This is a genomic window from Legionella pneumophila subsp. fraseri (assembly GCF_000586315.1).
GTDB lineage: Bacteria > Pseudomonadota > Gammaproteobacteria > Legionellales > Legionellaceae > Legionella > Legionella pneumophila_B.
The window spans coordinates 480817-498924 of the sequence record NZ_JFIM01000001.1; the positions used below are offsets into that span (position 1 = coordinate 480817).

Below are 18108 nucleotides of genomic sequence, written 5' to 3' on the forward strand. Positions count from 1 at the left end.
CTATCCCCATATTGCCTTTATAAATCGGCTCATTTTCAAATGATCTTTTACTCCAGGTAAAGCTTCTATACTACTGCATAAATCCACTGCATAAGGATGACATGTGGTTATTGCCTCTAAAATGTTAGATTCATTCAAACCACCTGCCAAAATATAAGGCTTGGATAAATTTTCAGGAATTATATTCCAGTTAAAAGTTACTCCTGTTCCCCCTCGCTCTTTGTCTGATGGCGTATCCAATAATACAGCGCTTGCATCAAAAAACTCATCAACAGCATTGTGGATTTGCATTGTTGTCTTAGGATGAATAGCTTTGATATACGGTTTGTTAAATTGTCTGCAAAATTCTGAAGATTCCTCACCATGAAATTGCAAAAACTGTACAGGAATTTCATTAATTATCTGTTGAACAAAAGATTGTTCTGGATTTACCAAAACTGCAACAATATCAACAAATGGAGGTATATTATTGACTATTATCCTGGCTTTTTCCAGTGAGATATTACGCGCACTTTTGGGATAGAATATCAAGCCAATGGCGTCAACTCCCAAATCAATGGCATATTCAATATCTTCTGAACGCGTCATTCCACACATTTTGATTCTTATACGAGATGAATTCAATTATTTCTCCCAAAGAAACAAAGGGCCGGGACTATTTTGCAACAATCCAAATTCCTTAGGATAACTAACCTGAACCAAATATAGACCATATGATGGTGCGGTTTCTGCACCTAACTTTCTGTCCTTTGCATTCAAGACGTCTTTAACCCAACTCACAGGATGTTTTCCCGAGCCAACAGCAATCAATACACCGACTATATTTCTTACCATATGATGTAAAAAGGCATTTGCTGTAATGTCAAGAACAACCAAATCACCGTGTCTTGTAACTTGCAATTGATGAATATTACGCATTGGTGTATTAGATTGGCATTCGACAGAACGGAATGAAGTAAAATCATTTTCCCCAAGAAGACATTGCCCCCCCTGGTGCATCAAACGATGATCCAATTGTCGATATTGCCATGTCACATTGCTGCGTAATAACCCTGGACGTATAGCTCCATTATAAATCACATAGCGATACCGTCGACTAATAGCAGAATAGCGGGCATGAAAATTTTCTGGCATTTCCTTACCCCATTTGACGCAGATGTCTTTAGGTAAAAAAGTATTAGCGCCATGTATCCAAGCTCGTATACTTCGCTCTTTCTCACAATCAAAATGAATCACCTGATTGGTCGCATGGACCCCAGTATCCGTTCTACCTGCACAGATAACAGAAATAGAACTGTCTGCAACTTTTGATAATGCAAATTCAACAGCTTGTTGTATAGTATGCAAACCCGTTTGAGCCTGCCAGCCGTGATATTGGCTACCATCGTATTCAACCACTAAGGCAATACGCATTCAATTTTCCTGATAAAAGGGTCAATTTATAACACCCTCTTTGTTTTGTCTATAATTTTTAGAGTATTAACTCCTTGCCTGTATGGGTTTTATCCTATTTCTTAACTGATATTATTTTATTCAACCTAAATATGGCAAACTGGTATTGATGAAAATTAACCCTGATGAGGAAATTTGAATAGTAGGAGTTAAATTCGTTATAGTATCTCTATTGTAATATGTAATCAAAAATTAGAGATCCTTATGAAAATTTTGGTAACAGGCGCATCTGGCTTTATCGCTTCACAGTTTGTTACCGATCTAATGATTGATGGACATGAAGTTATTTGCTGTGTACGTAATATCAAATACACGCAAAGGATTTTTCCTGGAGCAAAAGTTATCTTTTGTGATTTTATAAATGATACCAAACCTGAAATCTGGGCAAAAAGATTGCAGGAAATTGATGTGGTTATCAATTGTGTAGGGATTTTATACCACCCGAATGATAAAATCGTATGGAAAGTTCATTATGAAACTCCAAAAGCACTTTTTGATGCGTGTCTCAGTTCTGGGGTAAAAAAGATTATTCAAATATCTGCTTTGGGAATTGATAAAGTGGATGTGAGTTATGCTGCCAGTAAAAAAGCAATAGATGATTATCTACTGACTCTCTCTATTCCATCAGTTATAGTAAGACCTTCTTATGTGTATGGAAAAGGCTCTTATGGAGGATCCTCTCTGTTTAGAGGGATTGCCGGAACACCATTTTTTACCGCCATACCTGGGATGGGGACTCAAAAATTTCAACCTATCTCTCTAAATGACTTATCCCAAGCAATAGTGCGATTAGTGAGTATGCCAGTAACCGAAACTATTATTTTGCACGCGGTAAGCAAAAAAATAATCACATTAAAAGAAATAATAATAAAACTGCGTTCATGGCTTGGATTGACCAAAACCAGAATAATACCTATTCCCTTGTCATTTATTCGCTTACTGACCCGATTTGGTGATTTGCTCCCCTATTCCACTATTAATACTGTTTCTTATAAAATGCTTGCCAGTGACAATATTACGAATCAGGAAGAAACACAGCGATTTGCTGATTATGTGAAATTTACCCCCAGAGACTATGAAGAAGGCCTCTATAGTCAACCGAGTTCAGTACAAGACCATTGGCATGCGCAATTGTATTTTCTTAAACTCCCCCTAAGACTTGGAATATCCTTTGTCTGGATTTGGACAGCCTTATGTTGTTTGTTTTTTTATCCTAAAAGCAATTCATTGTCTTTGTTTGCTCAAATAGGCTTTTCATCCTTATGGCAATCATTCTTATTTTATACTTCGGCTTTATGGGACGGCCTTTTAGGTATAACCATGTTGTTTAATTATCGATTTAAATTGACCAGTATATTGCAACTGATTACGATTTCGGTATATATGGTTATTATTACCATGAAACTGCCTTACCTTTGGTTAGATCCATTTGCTCCCATAGCCAAGAATATTCCTTTATTAATAGCTATTTTAATAGGTCTGGTTTTGGAGTCTGATAAATAATGCTCTATTTTTATTTAAAATTTATTCATATACTCAGTTCAACAATACTTTTTGGTACAGGTATAGGAACGGCCAGTGTGATGGTTTATGGCCATAGAACAAAAAATCCGATAGTTATTGCTGCCATTTCAAAATATGTGGTTTTTGCTGATTGGATATTCACTGGTACATCTGGAATAGTGCAACCGCTCACAGGATTTGCCATGGTTTACCTCGCTGGATTTTCCTGGACTTCTTTCTGGATACTGGGATCAATTTTTGGATATGTCATTGCAGCGTGTTGTTGGTTCCCCGTGGTCTACCTGCAAATCAGAATAAGGGATTTAGCCATAGAGTCGGTAAAAAATAATACAGCCCTACCAAATGAATATCACCAATATTTCCTCTATTGGTTTATTCTGGGTTGGCCAGCATTCTTAAGTCTTATTGGAGTATTTTATTTAATGACTAATAAGCCTGCCTTTTAAATAACAAAGATGAATGTTAAGTGTCACTTTAATTGATCCAGTAACTGCCTGGCTTGTTCTTTTTGTTTGGCACTTCCATGCTCGATCACTTCCTCAAGAGAACTTCTTGCTGTTTCTATATCGCCCATACTAATATAGGTTTTTGCCAAATCTAACAAAGTATCTAATGCCTTCTTACTCTTCAATGGATTGGAGGTTTCATTACTTTCACTGGATGACTTGGTTGTTGTGGCTTCATCAACAGCTTGAGATATAGAAATACCCTTTTCTGTTTTTTCTTCCTGAGTAGATTTCTGGTCAGATTCAGTTATTTCTGAAATGTGGGCTTCTTTTTCCTTCTGGCTTGTTTTAGGTTCGGATTCGAGGTTTTTCATATCAAAGTCTGAATTATCTAAATCTAACTTATTTTCCTTTGTAGAAAACTCTTCTGATTTTTTATCTTCCTTTTTGTCTGACTTCTCGATTTCTTGTTCATGCTTTAATGTTTTGTCAGCATCATTTATAGTTAAAGGAATGAAATCTATTCCATTACCATCTCCTTCATCTGTTGATTCTGTTATTTTAGTTTTGGACTTATCTTTGATTAATTCATGTAAACCCGACTCAAACTCTATCATCTCAGAACTTTGATGGTCTTCAGTTTGCTGAGTTTCATCTGCACTTAACTGAGAATTATCAACCTCATCATCCCTGTTAACATCTAATTGCTCAGGTTCCATAACGGGCTCAAACATAATTTGATTTTCTCCAGCCTGAACTTCTGGCTCAGCCTGGGCCTCTGGTTTAGCCTGAACTTCTGGTTTAGCCTGAACTTCTGGCTCAGCCTGAACTTCTGGCTCAGCCTGAACTTCTGGTTTAGTCTGAACTTCTGATTTAGCCTGAACTTCTGGCTCAGCCTGAACTTCTGGTTTAATCTGAACTTCTGGTTTAGTCTGAACTTCTGGTTCTAATTCTGTATATTCTTTTGCTCTTAACTGTTCTGTACCTCCAAGATATGTCACATCCTCAACTGCTTCAGATTCTACCGCATCAGTTTTTTCGATTTTATCCATTTCTTTAGGTTGATACTCAGTCCAATTCACTTTAGAAACACCAACTCCAGTTTCTTTTTCACTGTCAGATACTTTTTCCTGGACGGAAGTTTCCTTATCATCAGCCTGGGTATCTGGTTCGTATTTCGCTGGCTCAACTAAAGGCATAAATGGCTTCGGACTTGAATCAGAATCTGTTTTGTAAGGAGAAATATCCTCTCTGTGTTGGCATTGTCTGAAGTACCAATAAGCAAATCCCGCTCCCCCTGCAGTAAGTATCAATAAAATGATATACGGCCAAAGGCTCATTGCTTGTGCATTAGAGGGAAGTGAGCTGGCCTGTGACGCAACAGCTTGCCGCTCTTTCAGCATAGTTTGTACCTGCGTACGCATTAACTCTATTTCTTTCTCACGCTTATCCAACTTTTCCTGCAATTTTTTATTTTGCTCTTGTAGAATACGTAATTGTTCCATCAATAATGCATTTGATTCCCGAACTGATTCAACTGCTGCTGTGGTAATTGAAATCTCCGCCTTAATTTTTTCATTTTGCTCCATTATCTGTATTTTATTGTTGTTTTGTACAGGTTGCTGTTGGCTAGACGTATCCATTGAAACCGAGGTGCTGTCGGGGATTAATTGCTGAAGTGTCGGAATGTTAGGATTCACCCCAATAGTAAATTTTGGAATTACCGGGATTGAGGAAACTTTATTCTGTTGCGGAGTTACATCCACTATTGGACTATTAATGTAAGGCGGAGCTAGTACATGATTAATAGAGGTATGTTCATTCCAGGCTTTGTCATGAGCCATGACCTCTTCAATAGCCAGATCAGAAGGCACTTGTGCAATTTTTTCTGTTGATGGAATAACTAGCCGAACGCCAACTTTTAAGCCATTCAGGTTTCCATCTTTAAATGCTTCGGGATTCGCACCAACTATAGCTAATACAACCTGAGGCAAAATCAATTTTGAGGTTTTATATCTTTGAGCAATTTGCCATACGTTTTCACTAGTTACGGTCGGTCCATAAGTTGTTTTCTTTTTGCTATCATTTCTCGATACAGGGCTATGCTCCACTGTAGTAATCACAGTCTTTTCAATAACGCCAGGCTCATTACTGTAACTTGCAGATTTCTTCTTGTAATAAACTGGCCTGCTTTGAGCGGTGGTAATTCCCAATTGATATCCCGGCGGGTCTAATAATACGGTATAAGCCTTGTATAATTGACCTTTTGGCCAGGTTAGATCGACTACAATTTCCATATAAGGTTCTGTCATTCGTTCTGTAGACGATACTTTTACAACAGGAATACCTTTTGGATTTCTCTCAACCTGAAACCGTAGCAAAGACAAGACCGCAGCTCGCTCAAGTCCAATTTGTTCAAATTGCTCCGGATCAGCTAAATTCACCTTGATACTGGCAAGAGGATCTGCCCCTACATCTATTAATTCGATTTCAGCTGAAAAAGGCTGATCCAATGAGGACTGTACCTTCATTTCCCCTAAGCCAAGCGCATAAAGAGATATTGGCATAGTCAATGAGAATATAGCCGCATGCAGAACAGTTTTTTTCAATCAGAGCTCCATGCACCTGTGATACAAGATGTTGATGATTTAATTGCCTAAGTAAAAAGTATCATTATCCGTTAGTCTATTCAAGAAAACACGAAATTATTCACTAAAAATCATAAGATGATGTATAAAATTGCATCACATATTTCATCTAAATTTAACAAGCAAATCAATTGTGACCTTTTAAAACCCAACCTGGCAAAATTCATAATTCCAATAGACCTTCAACTATAATTATATTGAGGATTAGTAAAATTAAATTTGGCATAGCGATGAATAGAGAAAATGAAGTTATCGAAATATTTCTAATGGATATCAGCAAAAAGGAAAAATGCAAATTGTTACAGGATTTTCTTCTGGATTGTAAAAATGAAATGGAAGCTCAAGATCAGAACATGCATCCTGAAGTGCATCACAATCTATCTCAAGCTTATCAACTGGCTCAAAATTACTTAAGAAAACTGGAAGAATAAGTGTATTTTCCTTGTTGCACATGAACCATATTGCATTAGAACAACCTGTAATTCATAATGTACTCCATAAAAATTGTGAGAAGAAAATGTCTGCGTCACTAATTGATGGAAGAGAAATATCTGCCCTCCGCAGAAATGAACTAAAACAAAGAGTACAATATCATGTGGAGCAAGGGCAAAGGGCACCAGGGCTTGCAGTTGTTTTAATTGGCAATGACCCCGCTTCATTGATTTATGTCAGTAATAAACGAAAAGCCTGCGAAGATGTAGGGATTACCTCTCATTCTTACGATTTACCTGCTGAAACAACTCAAGAAGAATTAATTCAGCTGATCAATGAATTAAATCAATCAGATAAAATTGACGGTATTTTAATTCAATTACCTTTGCCCAAACATATTAACGAAAGAACCATAATAGAACACATAAAACCTGAGAAAGACGTAGATGGATTTCATCCTTATAACTTGGGTCGACTTGCTCAGCGAAATCCCTTTTTAAGGCCATGTACTCCTTTGGGGATTATGAATTTATTACATCACTATGACCTCAATGTAAAAAGAAAACATGCTGTTGTGATTGGGGCATCCAATATTGTTGGAAGGCCAATGAGCCTTGAATTATTATTAGCTGGCGCTACTGTAACAATATGCCACAAATTTACCCAACAATTGCAGAAATTTGTTGAGATTGCTGATTTTCTAATAGTTGCCACTGGCAAAATGGATGTTATAGCCACAGACTGGCTCAAAGAGCACCAGGTAGTGATTGATGTAGGAATGCATCGTTTGCCCGATGGCAGCATCAGAGGCGATGTTGATTTTAAGAAGGCAGTCGAAAAGGTGGCCTGGATCACACCAGTTCCCGGAGGGGTTGGACCAATGACTATAGTCACTTTGCTTGAAAATACTATGATGTCAGCAGCAAAATTAAGGGAATGAAAGTTATTTATCCAGTTCGTCCCAGTCAAATTCACCACTTAGTTCATCAAAGTCGTCTTTAAATTCCTCTTTTAGACGCTTGCGTTCAAGTCTATCTTCAAGCATACGCCTGATTTTCTTTTTTTGATTTAAATCATCAATATGATCATCAATTTCCTCGTCATAGTTATAATCTGAAAATGATTGATCCTCAAATTCTTCATGTAAACCCATCTCAGTCTCCCAATTTACTCCCCTCAAAAAAAGTATAGTGCATAAATTAAGGAATAAAGTAACTAAAGGCAAAATAGACCTCTTGTATAAACCATTATTTTGATATAATTTGGAAAATACCTTTCGAAGCCTTATTTCATGCTTAGTTATCAACATGGTTATCATGCCGGAAATTTTGCTGATGTAATCAAGCACATTACCCTGACTCGACTTTTGGTTTATCTGACTCACAAGGATAAGCCCTTATTCTATCTTGAAACCCACTCTGGACGAGGGATATATGATTTAAAAGACAAACAGTCTTTAAAAACAGAGGAATACAAGGAAGGAATTAATCCAGTGTGGCTCAATAGAGAGAATCTACCCTCCCTATTTCTCGAATATATTAGTGTAATCAAGCAAATAAATCTTAGTGCGACATTGCGCTATTATCCGGGTTCGCCCTATTTCGCAATCAGTCAATTGCGCTCCCAAGACCGATTATATTTATGTGAATTACACCCAACAGAACATAACGCCTTATTAAAGCTCCCTCATCTTAATAAGAAAGCTCATGTTAGCCACACAGATGGCGTTTCAATGTTGAAAGCCCTTTTACCGCCGCCAGAAAAGCGCGGGGTAATTTTTGTTGATCCCTCGTATGAAAGAAAAGAAGAATACAAAGAAATTCCAACTGCTATAAAAAACGCTTACTCAAAATTTTCTACCGGTGTATATTGCGTTTGGTATCCCGTTGTAAAAACAACATGGACTGAACAATTCCTAAGAAAAATGAAAGAGATTAGCACTAATTCAGTAAGGATTGAGTTTCACTTAAATCCACTCATAAAGGAAGGGATGACTGGTTGTGGTCTTTGGATAATTAATCCTCCCTATACTTTCCCGTCAGAAATCAAAGCCGTTTTAGAGACTTTAAAAACCTATTTTAACCCTGGCTCATCTTCCTATATCATTGAATCAGGTTCAAAACTATGCCACGAGTTATAAATCATGACAGTCTTGCCAATTTCAGCTTTTTCAGACAATTATATTTGGGTCTTTATTGATAAAATAGCTGGTGCATTCGATTGTGTCGATCCAGGAGAAGCGGCACAAATAATACGTTTTGCCCAATCCAACCAACTGACTCTACGAACGATATTATTAACTCACCACCACTATGATCATACAGGCGGCGTTGATTCGCTAGTTAAACAATGGCCATCTTGCAAAGTCTATGGCCCCATGGATGAACGTATTAATCATATAACCAAGCCGGTTAAACAAGGTCAATCCGTTCAAATAGGATGTCTTAACTTTCATGTTTTATTTAATCCGGGACATACTTCTACCCATATAAGCTATTATGAACCAGAGCAAGGATGGTTATTTTGTGGAGATACTTTATTTTCTGCTGGTTGTGGTAGAGTGTTTGATGGAACCATAGAGGAATTGCATGAATCCCTGCTCCTATTTAAAAAACTCCCGCGAGATACTAAAGTTTTTTGTGCGCACGAATACACCTTACAAAATTTAAGATTTGCTCATACTGTTGAACCATGCAATTCATCAGTCATCGATTACATGCAACAAATTATGAAACAATCATCGCCTTGTACCCTCCCGTCTACTATAGATTTGGAATTATCAATCAATCCTTTTTTACGCACTGATGAAGAGCAAGTGAAACAATATGCCCTCTCACATGGTGCGCGTTCTTCAGACTCTCTGGATGTTTTTAAGGTACTGAGAAATCAAAAAAATCTATTTAAATAACAAACAAAAAGATTAAATTAATTACCATATGTATTAAATTGAGTCAAAAAGGGTTTAATCCTTCTTTAATTTTTAGTAAACTGATTAGCCAATTATAATAACAGGTAAGACCATTGAATTGTAATTTATTGATTATAAAGAAATTTTTATTCTGCATCCTTATTTTTATTGGTATTTCCAGCAGTGCAATTTCTGGCACAACCCCAGATGTATGGGATGTATTACGTAGTGAATTTACCTTAAGCCATGAAGTAACCCGCCCAGAGGTACAAGAGCAAATCAGATGGCTAATTTCTCACCCCAGCTATATTAACAAAGTAAGTAGCCAATCCGAACCTTACATTTACCACGTGTTAGGTGAAATAAAGAAAAGAAAACTACCTGGAGAGTTGGCACTACTCCCCATGATAGAAAGCGCGTACGATCCCTTCGCCTATTCAGGAGCAGGAGCTGCTGGTATATGGCAACTCATGCCTCGTACCGGAAGCGATCTGGGATTAAAGCAAGACTGGTGGTTTGACGGAAGACGTAGCATTGGCCCTTCAACCGATGCGGCTTTGAATTACCTCATCTATCTAAATAAATATTTTAGCGGTAACTGGATTTTAGCCATCGCTGCTTATGACTCAGGGGAAGGAACAATTTCACGAGCGATCAAATCAACTGCACGTAACGGGCGTTATGTTCAATTCTGGAATCTGCCGGTTCCCAGAGAAACCAAAGTCTATGTACCGCGTTTATTAGCCTTGGCAGAAATTATCAACAATCCAAAACGGTATAAAATAACACTTCCAAATATTCCCTATCTTCCCTATTTCGAAGAAGTTAATATTGGCAGTCAAATTGACTTAAATCATGCCGCTAAACTTGCTGGCATCAGTTATAAGGAATTGATTAAACTAAATCCCGGTTATAATCGATGGACAACTGCACCTTACAAGCCATTCAAATTACTAATACCTGCTGAAAAAGTCGAAAGATTTAACTTGAATCTATCGAATATACCCGAAGATAAGCGCGTAAACTGGACTAAACATCAAGTAAAAAGAGGTGATAGTTTGGATGCTATTGCTAAGAGATATCACACAACAGCCAACCTGATAAAACAACTCAATCAACTAACAAGCAATAAAGTGAAACCTAATCAATCTTTACTTATTCCTAGCAGCAAAAATTCCCAGGCCGTAGCTAAAATACCCCCACAAGAAAAAAAACCTGCTGTCAAACAACCAGTACCAATGAAAAATATCCGTATTATTCACATCGTACAAAATAATGATAGCTATCAGAAAATTCAAAAAACTTATGGGGTTGCAGCTAAAGATATACAAAACTGGAATAAATTGGCAATCAATGCGCCATTACGTAAAGGCCAGAGGTTGGTAATATGGAAAAGAGTCAAACAACCTATTGAATATACAGTAAAATCAGGAGATAGCTTGAGCGTTATTGCCAAAAAACACCAAACAAAAGTTAATACTATTATCAGCTTAAATCCACGGCTTAAAAAATCAACGTTCCTTCGCTTGGGACAAAAGATATTAATTGGCTAGATTCTGTGCATTATCATAATATAAACTGCATATACTAATGTATCTGTTTAAAACAGAAACGTGTTTTTGAGGAAATGTCCGAGCTACCGGTATGTCACTAAACGCTTAAAGATTATTTAATAAGAAATCTGTGATAAGTATGTAAATTGTGCAAATTATTTTGTTAATACGGTATGAAGCTTGCAGGTGAGTTAAAAAACTTGTGTTATAATGAAAATAATTAATTGATAAATTAAACAATATATGAAATTACTATTTGATTTTTTTCCTATCGTTTTATTTTTTATAGTCTATAAATTTTTTGGCATTTATACAGCTACTGCTGTTGCTATGATAGCCTCATTAAGTCAAGTTGCGCTCTATAGGTTAAAATTTCAGCATTATGAAAAAATGCATTTGTTTAGTCTGGCTATCATTATGATCTTGGGAGGAGCAACGCTATTCTTTCAAAACCCTTGGTTTATCAAATGGAAGCCTACAGGTATCTACTGGTTATCCGCACTTGTCTTTTTTAGTTCCAGTTATATAGGATCTAAGCCACTAATCCAAAAAATGATGGAAACAAACATCAATTTAACAACAAAAATCTGGTATCGACTTAATTTGGCTTGGACATTATTTTTTATAGTGATGGGAGCATTAAATCTATATGTCGCCTATCATTATGATACCGATGTATGGGTTAATTTTAAATTATTTGGTGGTGTTGGGTTTACTTTACTTTTTGTTTTGATTCAAGCTTTTTATTTAACAAAACACACCGATGAAAAAGGCTTTGAAAAACAATAGTAATATCTTTTTATCTGCAGAAAAATATAAACTGTAGTAAGAGAAAAAGTAGGAGCACCGATGAGATTATTACTTGTTGAAGACGATGAACTGCTTGGTGATGCAGTAAAAGCCGGATTGACACAATTTGGGTATGTTGTTGACTGGCTAAAAGATGGCGAAGCTGCGCGAGCAGCTCTCAAATCAGAGTCTTTTGAATTAATTATTCTTGACTTGGGATTACCTAAATTATCCGGTTTATCATTATTACAAAACATCAGACATGATGGAAATTCCACACCTGTCATTATTCTTACAGCTCGAGAATCAATAGAAGATCGAGTAAAAGGTTTAGATAGTGGCGCTGACGATTATCTTATTAAACCTTTTGATTTAAACGAATTAAGTGCAAGGATTAGAGCCTTGGTAAGGCGCTCTCAGGGTAGAGCTGATTCAGTGTTGCAATATAAAAATATTACCCTTGATCCAGCCGCTCATTCTGTATTCGTGGATGATGTTCTCGTCAATGTTCCAAGAAGAGAATTCGCTCTATTGCAGAAATTACTTGAAAACAGTGGTCAAGTCTTATCTCGAGAACAATTAATGCAGAGTATTTATGGTTGGGAAGAAGACGTGGACAGCAATGCTCTTGAGGTTCATATCCATAATTTACGTAAAAAACTTAATGCAAACTTTATCCGCACTATTCGTGGTGTAGGATATATGGCTGAAAAAAATGACAGTGTACTTCTATCGTGAAATCGTCTATTCGAAAATTTTTATTAATTAATCTGCTTCTTGCAATTACTATTACGACAACATTGACTGCTATTGGTAACTATTATCTTGACCAAAAAGATATTCAAGACCACCTTGATACATTGATGGCTATTTCTGCACTGTCTTATCAAGCCTTATTAGGAGATGATCTTCATCAAAGACCACTTGCAAAAATTCAAAACGCCCTGGAATCTATTCCCCAAAAAATTAATACTTATTACCAAAAAAGATATTTAAATGATGAGCCTCAAGAGAATTATTTGGATAAATTTAATTTTCAAGTATGGACGAATGGAGGCAAATTGCTATTACATTCACCTACTGCTCCTAAAATACCATTAACAGCAGAGACAGATGGCTTCAGCGATAAAAGAATCGCTCACCAGGATTGGAGGGTATTCACAACTTATAATGACAAAGCAGGAATTCGTACTGTACTGGCTGAACGTTATGATACCAGAAATGAACTGGGGCACAGAATTGCCCAAGATGATCTCTATATTATGTTGCTCACTTTTCCATTATCAGGACTGTTGATATGGATCATTATTGGAAGAGGATTGGACAGCCTGGACAGGGTAGCAGAAGAGGTTGCTAACCGTGCCCCCAGTCACCTGGAACCCGTTGATTTACAAGAAGTTCCTGAGGAAATTAAACCTGTAATTGATGAGTTGAATAAATTATTTTTTCGGCTCAAGGAAGGTTTTGAGCGTGAAAAACGATTTGCTGCCGATGCGGCGCATGAGTTGAGGACACCCCTTGCAGCACTTAAAGCCCAAGCTCAAGTGGCTTTGAACTCCAATGATATAGAAGAGAAAAATCAGGCTTTACAAAAATTAATTGCCAGCGTTAATCGAAGCACACATATAGTGCAGCAGTTACTAACCATGAGTAAACTTGTACCAGAGGCTACAGAACTACATGAGCAAGATGAAGTCAATCTAAGTAAATTAACTCGTGAAATATTAGCCATGTTAGCTCCGTCTGCAGTTGAAAAACAAATTGAACTGGAATTTGAAACCGATGAGAAAATGCCTAAAATTTATGGAAATCCAACCGCCTTAGGAATATTAATACGCAATCTGGTTGATAATTCCATTCGATATTCGATGGAAAACGGAAGAGTCATTGTTCGATTATTAAAACATAATAACGAAATCATACTCGAAGTATGTGACAATGGCCCCGGGATCCCGCCTGAATTACAAAAACGAGTTTTTGAAAGATTCTTTAGGGTATTAGGAAACAAAAGCCCGGGCAGTGGTCTGGGTTTGGCTATCGTACAGCAAATTTGCGAACTTCACGGCGGAAGAGTCGTGCTTGATTCACCTAAAATTGGCACAGGCCTGATTGTAAGAGTTTACTTGCCCATCAAAACAAAACCAAAATAAACTCAATAACCAAACATAACCCTCATCAGTTAATAATAACTACACCGTCCTTTCTTTTTTTCAATTAATAACATACACAATTTTTACTATAACTCAGATTGATAACTTCCCCATAAAAATTGTCCCTTCTTATTTTTCTTTTTCGGTAATACTAATTATGAGGCAATGAATCTAAAATTTCCTATTTTTGGTAATATTTCTTTTGAGGTAACTTGCTGTAAGCCTTTATCTATACAAATTAATACATATAGTCCATAATATAAATATGTAGTCTAATTTTTAATCAAAATGCCTCAAATCCCAAATGCAATAGCGGCTGTCATTGAAGCTGACTTGGTAAAGCTAAATCCAGAGCAGAAAAAGATTATTGATAAATACTCTGAAAAACTCTTAAATGTTCAATATAAAGCTCATCAACCACGCACATTTGAGTTAGCGGTAAAAACCATGAAAGAGCAACTCGAACAATTATCTGCTTCATTGAAAAAAATAAATTTAGAGATGGCACCAGACAAAGATAAACGTCGGCATGAAATGATTCAAAAAATTGAGAGTGATTTAAAACTCATAGAGAGTTGTATAAACGGGGATTTTGAAAAGAATTATCAAAATCTAAAGAAGGGTTTTTTACAATTTTTAGACGAGGCTAGTAGCGAAGACTCCTTTCTTAAAAAAATTCGCAGTCTTTTAGAACAAGATAATCCATCAATCCTGTATCTAATTGAATATGAATTGGAATACTCGTATTGTAAAGATAAATATTATCAAAAACTTAGTCAATTGATTTTGTTGATGAAATTAAAAGTCGAACATATTTCAAATCCAGTGGTTACTCCAAACTTGTCACAAGACGTATCCTTGCTTCAATTGGAAGGAGAAATTGAAAAGCAACGAATGATAGCCATTATTGATGGACAGGAGCCCTTAGCTCACGCGTTAAAATATTTATCGATTGGATGCACTACAACGGCTGCGAAAACGAAGGAGTTACAGAAAATCATAGTTCAGCATGGTACAAATTTGCAGGCCTATCGGCATCAAGATAAATGTCGTGAACTAGGTGGTCGGATTGTTCTCCATTGTAGTCAGGCAATGCTTCCAGGCATGGGTTTAAAAAGTGGGATGTGTTACGGCTTATCCAGGCATTGGGCAAAAGACGTGATAAAGAAAGACAGATTTATGGGCTTTCGAGGTAATCAAGAGGTATCTATTCAGCCAACCAAAGCAACGGATAAAATACTACAGGCAATACCAAGTTTTAATGATTTTGTCCGTCTTAATCCTAAAATCTATGAAACTCAACAGTCTCAAAAAGAACATATCTCTCTGAATTATGAGGATACAGTGGAGTCTGAACCAGAAAAACAGTTTGAAAAATTCACAGATCGAATAATGTCTGAATTAAACAAGTATGGTAAATCTGTTACCTTTGTTAGTTATACTAATAGTAATTCCGGACATGTTGTTGCTATCCACAAACGAACTAAACCGACACCTCAGGGTTTCCTCATCGACTATTTTGATGCTAATGCAGGTTGGATGCAGTTTAAAGACGATAAGAGTTTTAAAGAGTTTTTAACCTATTACTTAAATGATAGACATGTAAAAGAGAAACTTAAGAGCATTGCTTATGAAACCAAGTGTTATCCATGTTCCTACACCCATATCTTGGATGAACTCTGTGAAAAAGCACCACAACCTACTCCTCAGAGACAAAGAGCACAAAGTTTGTCATCAGAAATAGAAAAAAATCCTCCTCAAATAAAGACACAAATTAGCGAGAAAACTGAAAAAAATGAGAAAATTGAGGAAGAGCAAAGCAAAGATGGCAGAAGATTTCCTATTTAAAAAACACTTATAGAGTGTTCATCTGAATTAGTTTCAACTTAATCTGACTAATTCAACTAATTCAATTAATACCGCCTTTAGCTTGGAGAGTCTGCTTCATGCTTCTGGGTGTCGGTAGAGGTCTTTGCTTCTTCTTCCTTCTTTTGAGCATGATATTTCGCTTCCTTTACACTGTTTTTATTCTCTTTCATCTGTTGAGAAGTAACCTTTTGTGTGGTATTTGAAGAGGCTGTATCAGCTGTAATAGCCTTAGACTGTTCTGCATTTCTCTGAATTGACATACCGGGAGTCACTTTACCTTTATCCGTTTGATATTTATGAGTATTGACTTGAGAATCAGCAGCATTGACAACAAAGCTTAGTATAGCACTTACCACAAAACCGATCATTTTTTTCATAAATGCTCCTGTTGATTATCGAGAATTTGATATCTTTTTATCGCTCGCAGTTACAATATCATCGCGAAGAAAGAATTTGCAAAGCCTCACGAATCAACTGCTCACAACTCTTATTACCATTATCAATTTTATTCACAACTTTCCAAGCCTCTTGTGGCTTATAACCTAATGCTTCCAACGCGCTAATCGCTTCTTCTTGACTATGAGCACTACCTGCCTGTTTTTGGAGAGTATCAGAAACCGAACCATCAAATTGCTTTATACTGTCTCTCATCTCGATTACTAATCGTTCTGCAGTTTTCTTACCTATACCAGGTAGCTTGGTTAACAAAGCAGCGTTTTCCTGGTGAATGCACTGAATAAATTCCTTAGGAGAAATACTGGATAAAATAGCCATAGCCAGTTTGGGGCCTACCCCATTCACTTTAATTAATGCTCTGAATAAAGAACGCTCCTCTTTATCCAGGAAGCCATACAATAACAAGGCATCTTCTCGAACTATCGTGTGAATATGTAATCCAACCGATTGATTATCATTTTCTATCTGAAAAAAAGTATTCAAAGAGGTTTCTACATCATACCCCACTCCATTGACATCAAGAACCAATTTTCCTGGCTGATGCCTATCTACAATTTGACCATGGAGCCAACCTATCATAGTCTCATTCTCCTGCGTTTCATTCCTCTTGAGCCGATTAATTTTGACAAGCCATTTCTCATATGGCTATGACATATTGCTATTGCCAAAGCATCGGCGGCGTCTTTTTGAGGGGCTCGATTGAGCTGAAGAAGCTCTACAACCATATGACTCACCTGATCTTTTTCAGCTGCCCCATAACCAACCACACTTTGCTTTATTTCTCTCGCTGAATACTCACAGATTTTCACACGGTGTGAAGCCGCTGCTACCATGGCAACACCACGCGCATGCCCCAATTTCAAAGCTGAATTAGGGTTGTTATGCATAAATATCTGCTCAATAGCAACCTCAGTTGGCAAATAGTGATCCATTAGCTCGCATATTCCATCATATATTTGCAATAATTTATGACTTAATTCCGCATCATTTGATGTGCGAATACAGCCACTATCGATGTACTCGATTTTACGGCCAGATTCTTTAATTAACCCATATCCTGTAACTCGTGAGCCTGGATCTATCCCTAATATAATCGTCATTAATTCATTGATTCTATTATTTTTTCAGAGAATTCAGCGTTGCTGTAAATTTCTTGCACGTCATCCAGGTCTTCAAGCATATCAATCAGTTTAATTAAACTTTCAGCCGTTTCATCACTGATTGGGACCAAAGTTTGTGCGCGCATAGTTAAATGAGACTGCTCAACCTCTAAACCAGCATCTTGCAAAGCATTTAAGACAGCATGGTAAGCTTCCACTGGGGTGATGATCTCTATCTGACCATCCTCTGCAGCAACATCAGAAGCACCAGCATCAATTGCAATCTCCATCACCTTATCTTCCGGCTGATTAGAAGCCATCAGAATTTCACCTTGGTTAGTGAAAAGGTAGGATACTGAACCATCGGTACCTAAATTACCTCCATGTTTTGAAAAAGCATGTCGAACCTCCGAAACTGTTCGATTTTTATTGTCAGACAAACAATCTACCAGTATAGCAACACCTCCTGGTCCGTAACCCTCATAACGCATGGCGATCATAGCATCACCATCAACTCCTCCCACCCCTCGCTTCACAGCATTATCGATGGTATCACGCTTCATGTTGGCGTTCAGAGCTTTTTTAACAGCATCTCTCAAGCGTGGATTACTTGACTCGTCTCCCCCACCCATACGCGCAGCTACAGTAATTTCACGAATTAACTTAGTAAATATTTTTCCTCTTTTGGCATCCTGAACACCTTTACGGAACTTGATATTAGCCCATTTACTATGACCAGCCATTACATCACCTCTAAATGAATTTTATTTGGAGATTATAC

The 18108-nt window shown here is 37.0% G+C and carries 19 protein-coding genes; 11 read left to right on the forward strand and 8 right to left on the reverse strand.

Annotated elements, in window-relative coordinates; translation table 11 throughout:
* Both CC34_RS0102125 and truA read right to left on the reverse strand, forming a co-directional pair.
* The gene (locus CC34_RS0102125; RefSeq protein WP_027226827.1) at window positions 1-624 is read right to left on the reverse strand and encodes a phosphoribosylanthranilate isomerase; all 624 of its coding nucleotides are present in this window, start codon (window positions 622-624) and stop codon (window positions 1-3) included.
* Window positions 625-1413 carry a tRNA pseudouridine(38-40) synthase TruA gene (truA, locus tag CC34_RS0102130; RefSeq protein ID WP_027226826.1) on the reverse strand — a complete coding sequence of 263 codons (789 nt, stop codon included), beginning with the start codon at window positions 1411-1413 and terminating at the stop codon, window positions 625-627.
* 243 nt (window positions 1414-1656) lie between these two features.
* Between truA and CC34_RS0102135 the strand changes: the two genes are divergently transcribed.
* Together CC34_RS0102135 and CC34_RS0102140 are read left to right on the forward strand one after the other, a co-directional pair.
* Window positions 1657-2955, forward strand: coding sequence for an NAD(P)H-binding protein (locus tag CC34_RS0102135; RefSeq protein ID WP_027226825.1), 1299 nt, complete (start codon window positions 1657-1659; stop codon window positions 2953-2955).
* A complete protein-coding gene (locus tag CC34_RS0102140; protein WP_027226824.1) occupies window positions 2955-3422 on the forward strand; it encodes a DUF2269 family protein in 468 nt (155 codons plus the stop codon). Before CC34_RS0102135 ends, CC34_RS0102140 begins: the two co-directional genes overlap by 1 nt.
* Before the next feature lie 23 nt (window positions 3423-3445).
* Here the strand turns inward: CC34_RS0102140 and CC34_RS0102145 are convergent, their stop codons facing one another.
* Window positions 3446-6031, reverse strand: coding sequence for a motility hub landmark protein FimV (locus tag CC34_RS0102145; protein WP_028379080.1), 2586 nt, complete (start codon window positions 6029-6031; stop codon window positions 3446-3448).
* Between the two features lie 269 nt (window positions 6032-6300).
* Between CC34_RS0102145 and CC34_RS0102150 the strand changes: the two genes are divergently transcribed.
* Window positions 6301-6501 (forward strand): hypothetical protein, encoded by a 201-nt coding sequence (locus CC34_RS0102150; protein WP_027221494.1) that lies wholly within the window; start codon window positions 6301-6303, stop codon window positions 6499-6501.
* An 86-nt stretch (window positions 6502-6587) separates the two neighbouring features.
* Window positions 6588-7442, forward strand: a complete 855-nt coding sequence (gene folD, locus CC34_RS0102155; RefSeq protein WP_027226822.1) for a bifunctional methylenetetrahydrofolate dehydrogenase/methenyltetrahydrofolate cyclohydrolase FolD — start codon at window positions 6588-6590, stop codon at window positions 7440-7442.
* A gap of 3 nt (window positions 7443-7445) precedes the next feature.
* Here folD and CC34_RS0102160 read toward each other — a convergent pair whose 3' ends face one another.
* Window positions 7446-7655 carry a hypothetical protein gene (locus CC34_RS0102160; RefSeq protein WP_011213609.1) on the reverse strand — a complete coding sequence of 70 codons (210 nt, stop codon included), beginning with the start codon at window positions 7653-7655 and terminating at the stop codon, window positions 7446-7448.
* 138 nt (window positions 7656-7793) lie between these two features.
* Here CC34_RS0102160 and CC34_RS0102165 point away from each other — a divergent pair, with 138 nt between their 5' ends.
* The 7 genes from CC34_RS0102165 to lem8 all read left to right on the forward strand — a co-directional run bounded on the left by CC34_RS0102165 (window position 7794) and on the right by lem8 (window position 15750).
* A complete protein-coding gene (locus CC34_RS0102165; protein ID WP_027226821.1) occupies window positions 7794-8642 on the forward strand; it encodes a 23S rRNA (adenine(2030)-N(6))-methyltransferase RlmJ in 849 nt (282 codons plus the stop codon).
* 3 nt (window positions 8643-8645) lie between these two features.
* Window positions 8646-9410: a hydroxyacylglutathione hydrolase gene (gene gloB, locus CC34_RS0102170; RefSeq protein WP_027226820.1), complete on the forward strand. Its 765-nt coding sequence runs from the start codon at window positions 8646-8648 to the stop codon at window positions 9408-9410.
* 113 nt (window positions 9411-9523) lie between these two features.
* Window positions 9524-10963, forward strand: a complete 1440-nt coding sequence (locus CC34_RS0102175; RefSeq protein WP_027226819.1) for a lytic transglycosylase — start codon at window positions 9524-9526, stop codon at window positions 10961-10963.
* A gap of 243 nt (window positions 10964-11206) precedes the next feature.
* Window positions 11207-11752, forward strand: coding sequence for a septation protein A (locus CC34_RS0102180; protein ID WP_027221489.1), 546 nt, complete (start codon window positions 11207-11209; stop codon window positions 11750-11752).
* A 60-nt stretch (window positions 11753-11812) separates the two neighbouring features.
* On the forward strand, window positions 11813-12490 hold the full coding sequence (locus CC34_RS0102185; protein ID WP_011213604.1) for a response regulator: 678 nt from the start codon (window positions 11813-11815) through the stop codon (window positions 12488-12490).
* On the forward strand, window positions 12487-13902 hold the full coding sequence (locus tag CC34_RS0102190) for an ATP-binding protein (protein WP_027226818.1): 1416 nt from the start codon (window positions 12487-12489) through the stop codon (window positions 13900-13902). Before CC34_RS0102185 ends, CC34_RS0102190 begins: the two co-directional genes overlap by 4 nt.
* 288 nt (window positions 13903-14190) lie before the next feature.
* Window positions 14191-15750 (forward strand): Dot/Icm T4SS effector Lem8, encoded by a 1560-nt coding sequence (lem8, locus tag CC34_RS0102195; protein ID WP_027226817.1) that lies wholly within the window; start codon window positions 14191-14193, stop codon window positions 15748-15750.
* A 77-nt stretch (window positions 15751-15827) separates the two neighbouring features.
* Here lem8 and CC34_RS0102200 read toward each other — a convergent pair whose 3' ends face one another.
* From CC34_RS0102200 to CC34_RS0102215, 4 genes are read right to left on the reverse strand one after another with little or no spacing between them, the layout of a single operon-like run.
* Window positions 15828-16148 (reverse strand): hypothetical protein, encoded by a 321-nt coding sequence (locus tag CC34_RS0102200; protein WP_027226816.1) that lies wholly within the window; start codon window positions 16146-16148, stop codon window positions 15828-15830.
* Between the two features lie 58 nt (window positions 16149-16206).
* Window positions 16207-16806 carry a Holliday junction branch migration protein RuvA gene (ruvA, locus tag CC34_RS0102205; RefSeq protein ID WP_027226815.1) on the reverse strand — a complete coding sequence of 200 codons (600 nt, stop codon included), beginning with the start codon at window positions 16804-16806 and terminating at the stop codon, window positions 16207-16209.
* Window positions 16803-17327, reverse strand: coding sequence for a crossover junction endodeoxyribonuclease RuvC (gene ruvC, locus CC34_RS0102210; protein WP_027226814.1), 525 nt, complete (start codon window positions 17325-17327; stop codon window positions 16803-16805). The genes ruvA and ruvC overlap by 4 nt, the downstream gene beginning before the upstream one ends.
* Window positions 17327-18070: a YebC/PmpR family DNA-binding transcriptional regulator gene (locus CC34_RS0102215; protein WP_028379081.1), complete on the reverse strand. Its 744-nt coding sequence runs from the start codon at window positions 18068-18070 to the stop codon at window positions 17327-17329. Before CC34_RS0102215 ends, ruvC begins: the two co-directional genes overlap by 1 nt.
* Window positions 18071-18108: the final 38 nt, after the last annotated feature.

What these genes read in the sequence shown, in the direction of transcription:
- CC34_RS0102215 (WP_028379081.1), bottom strand. Translation starts at nt 18,070, where the DNA reads ATGGCTGGTCATAGTAAATGGGCTAATATCAAGTTCCGTAAAGGTGTT.
- ruvA (WP_027226815.1), bottom strand. Translation starts at nt 16,806, where the DNA reads ATGATAGGTTGGCTCCATGGTCAAATTGTAGATAGGCATCAGCCAGGA.
- CC34_RS0102160 (WP_011213609.1), bottom strand. Translation starts at nt 7,655, where the DNA reads ATGGGTTTACATGAAGAATTTGAGGATCAATCATTTTCAGATTATAAC.
- CC34_RS0102140 (WP_027226824.1), top strand. Translation starts at nt 2,955, where the DNA reads ATGCTCTATTTTTATTTAAAATTTATTCATATACTCAGTTCAACAATA.
- CC34_RS0102165 (WP_027226821.1), top strand. Translation starts at nt 7,794, where the DNA reads ATGCTTAGTTATCAACATGGTTATCATGCCGGAAATTTTGCTGATGTA.
- lem8 (WP_027226817.1), top strand. Translation starts at nt 14,191, where the DNA reads ATGCCTCAAATCCCAAATGCAATAGCGGCTGTCATTGAAGCTGACTTG.
- folD (WP_027226822.1), top strand. Translation starts at nt 6,588, where the DNA reads ATGTCTGCGTCACTAATTGATGGAAGAGAAATATCTGCCCTCCGCAGA.
- CC34_RS0102135 (WP_027226825.1), top strand. Translation starts at nt 1,657, where the DNA reads ATGAAAATTTTGGTAACAGGCGCATCTGGCTTTATCGCTTCACAGTTT.
- CC34_RS0102180 (WP_027221489.1), top strand. Translation starts at nt 11,207, where the DNA reads ATGAAATTACTATTTGATTTTTTTCCTATCGTTTTATTTTTTATAGTC.
- CC34_RS0102150 (WP_027221494.1), top strand. Translation starts at nt 6,301, where the DNA reads ATGAATAGAGAAAATGAAGTTATCGAAATATTTCTAATGGATATCAGC.
- CC34_RS0102185 (WP_011213604.1), top strand. Translation starts at nt 11,813, where the DNA reads ATGAGATTATTACTTGTTGAAGACGATGAACTGCTTGGTGATGCAGTA.
- truA (WP_027226826.1), bottom strand. Translation starts at nt 1,413, where the DNA reads ATGCGTATTGCCTTAGTGGTTGAATACGATGGTAGCCAATATCACGGC.
- gloB (WP_027226820.1), top strand. Translation starts at nt 8,646, where the DNA reads ATGACAGTCTTGCCAATTTCAGCTTTTTCAGACAATTATATTTGGGTC.
- CC34_RS0102200 (WP_027226816.1), bottom strand. Translation starts at nt 16,148, where the DNA reads ATGAAAAAAATGATCGGTTTTGTGGTAAGTGCTATACTAAGCTTTGTT.
- ruvC (WP_027226814.1), bottom strand. Translation starts at nt 17,327, where the DNA reads ATGACGATTATATTAGGGATAGATCCAGGCTCACGAGTTACAGGATAT.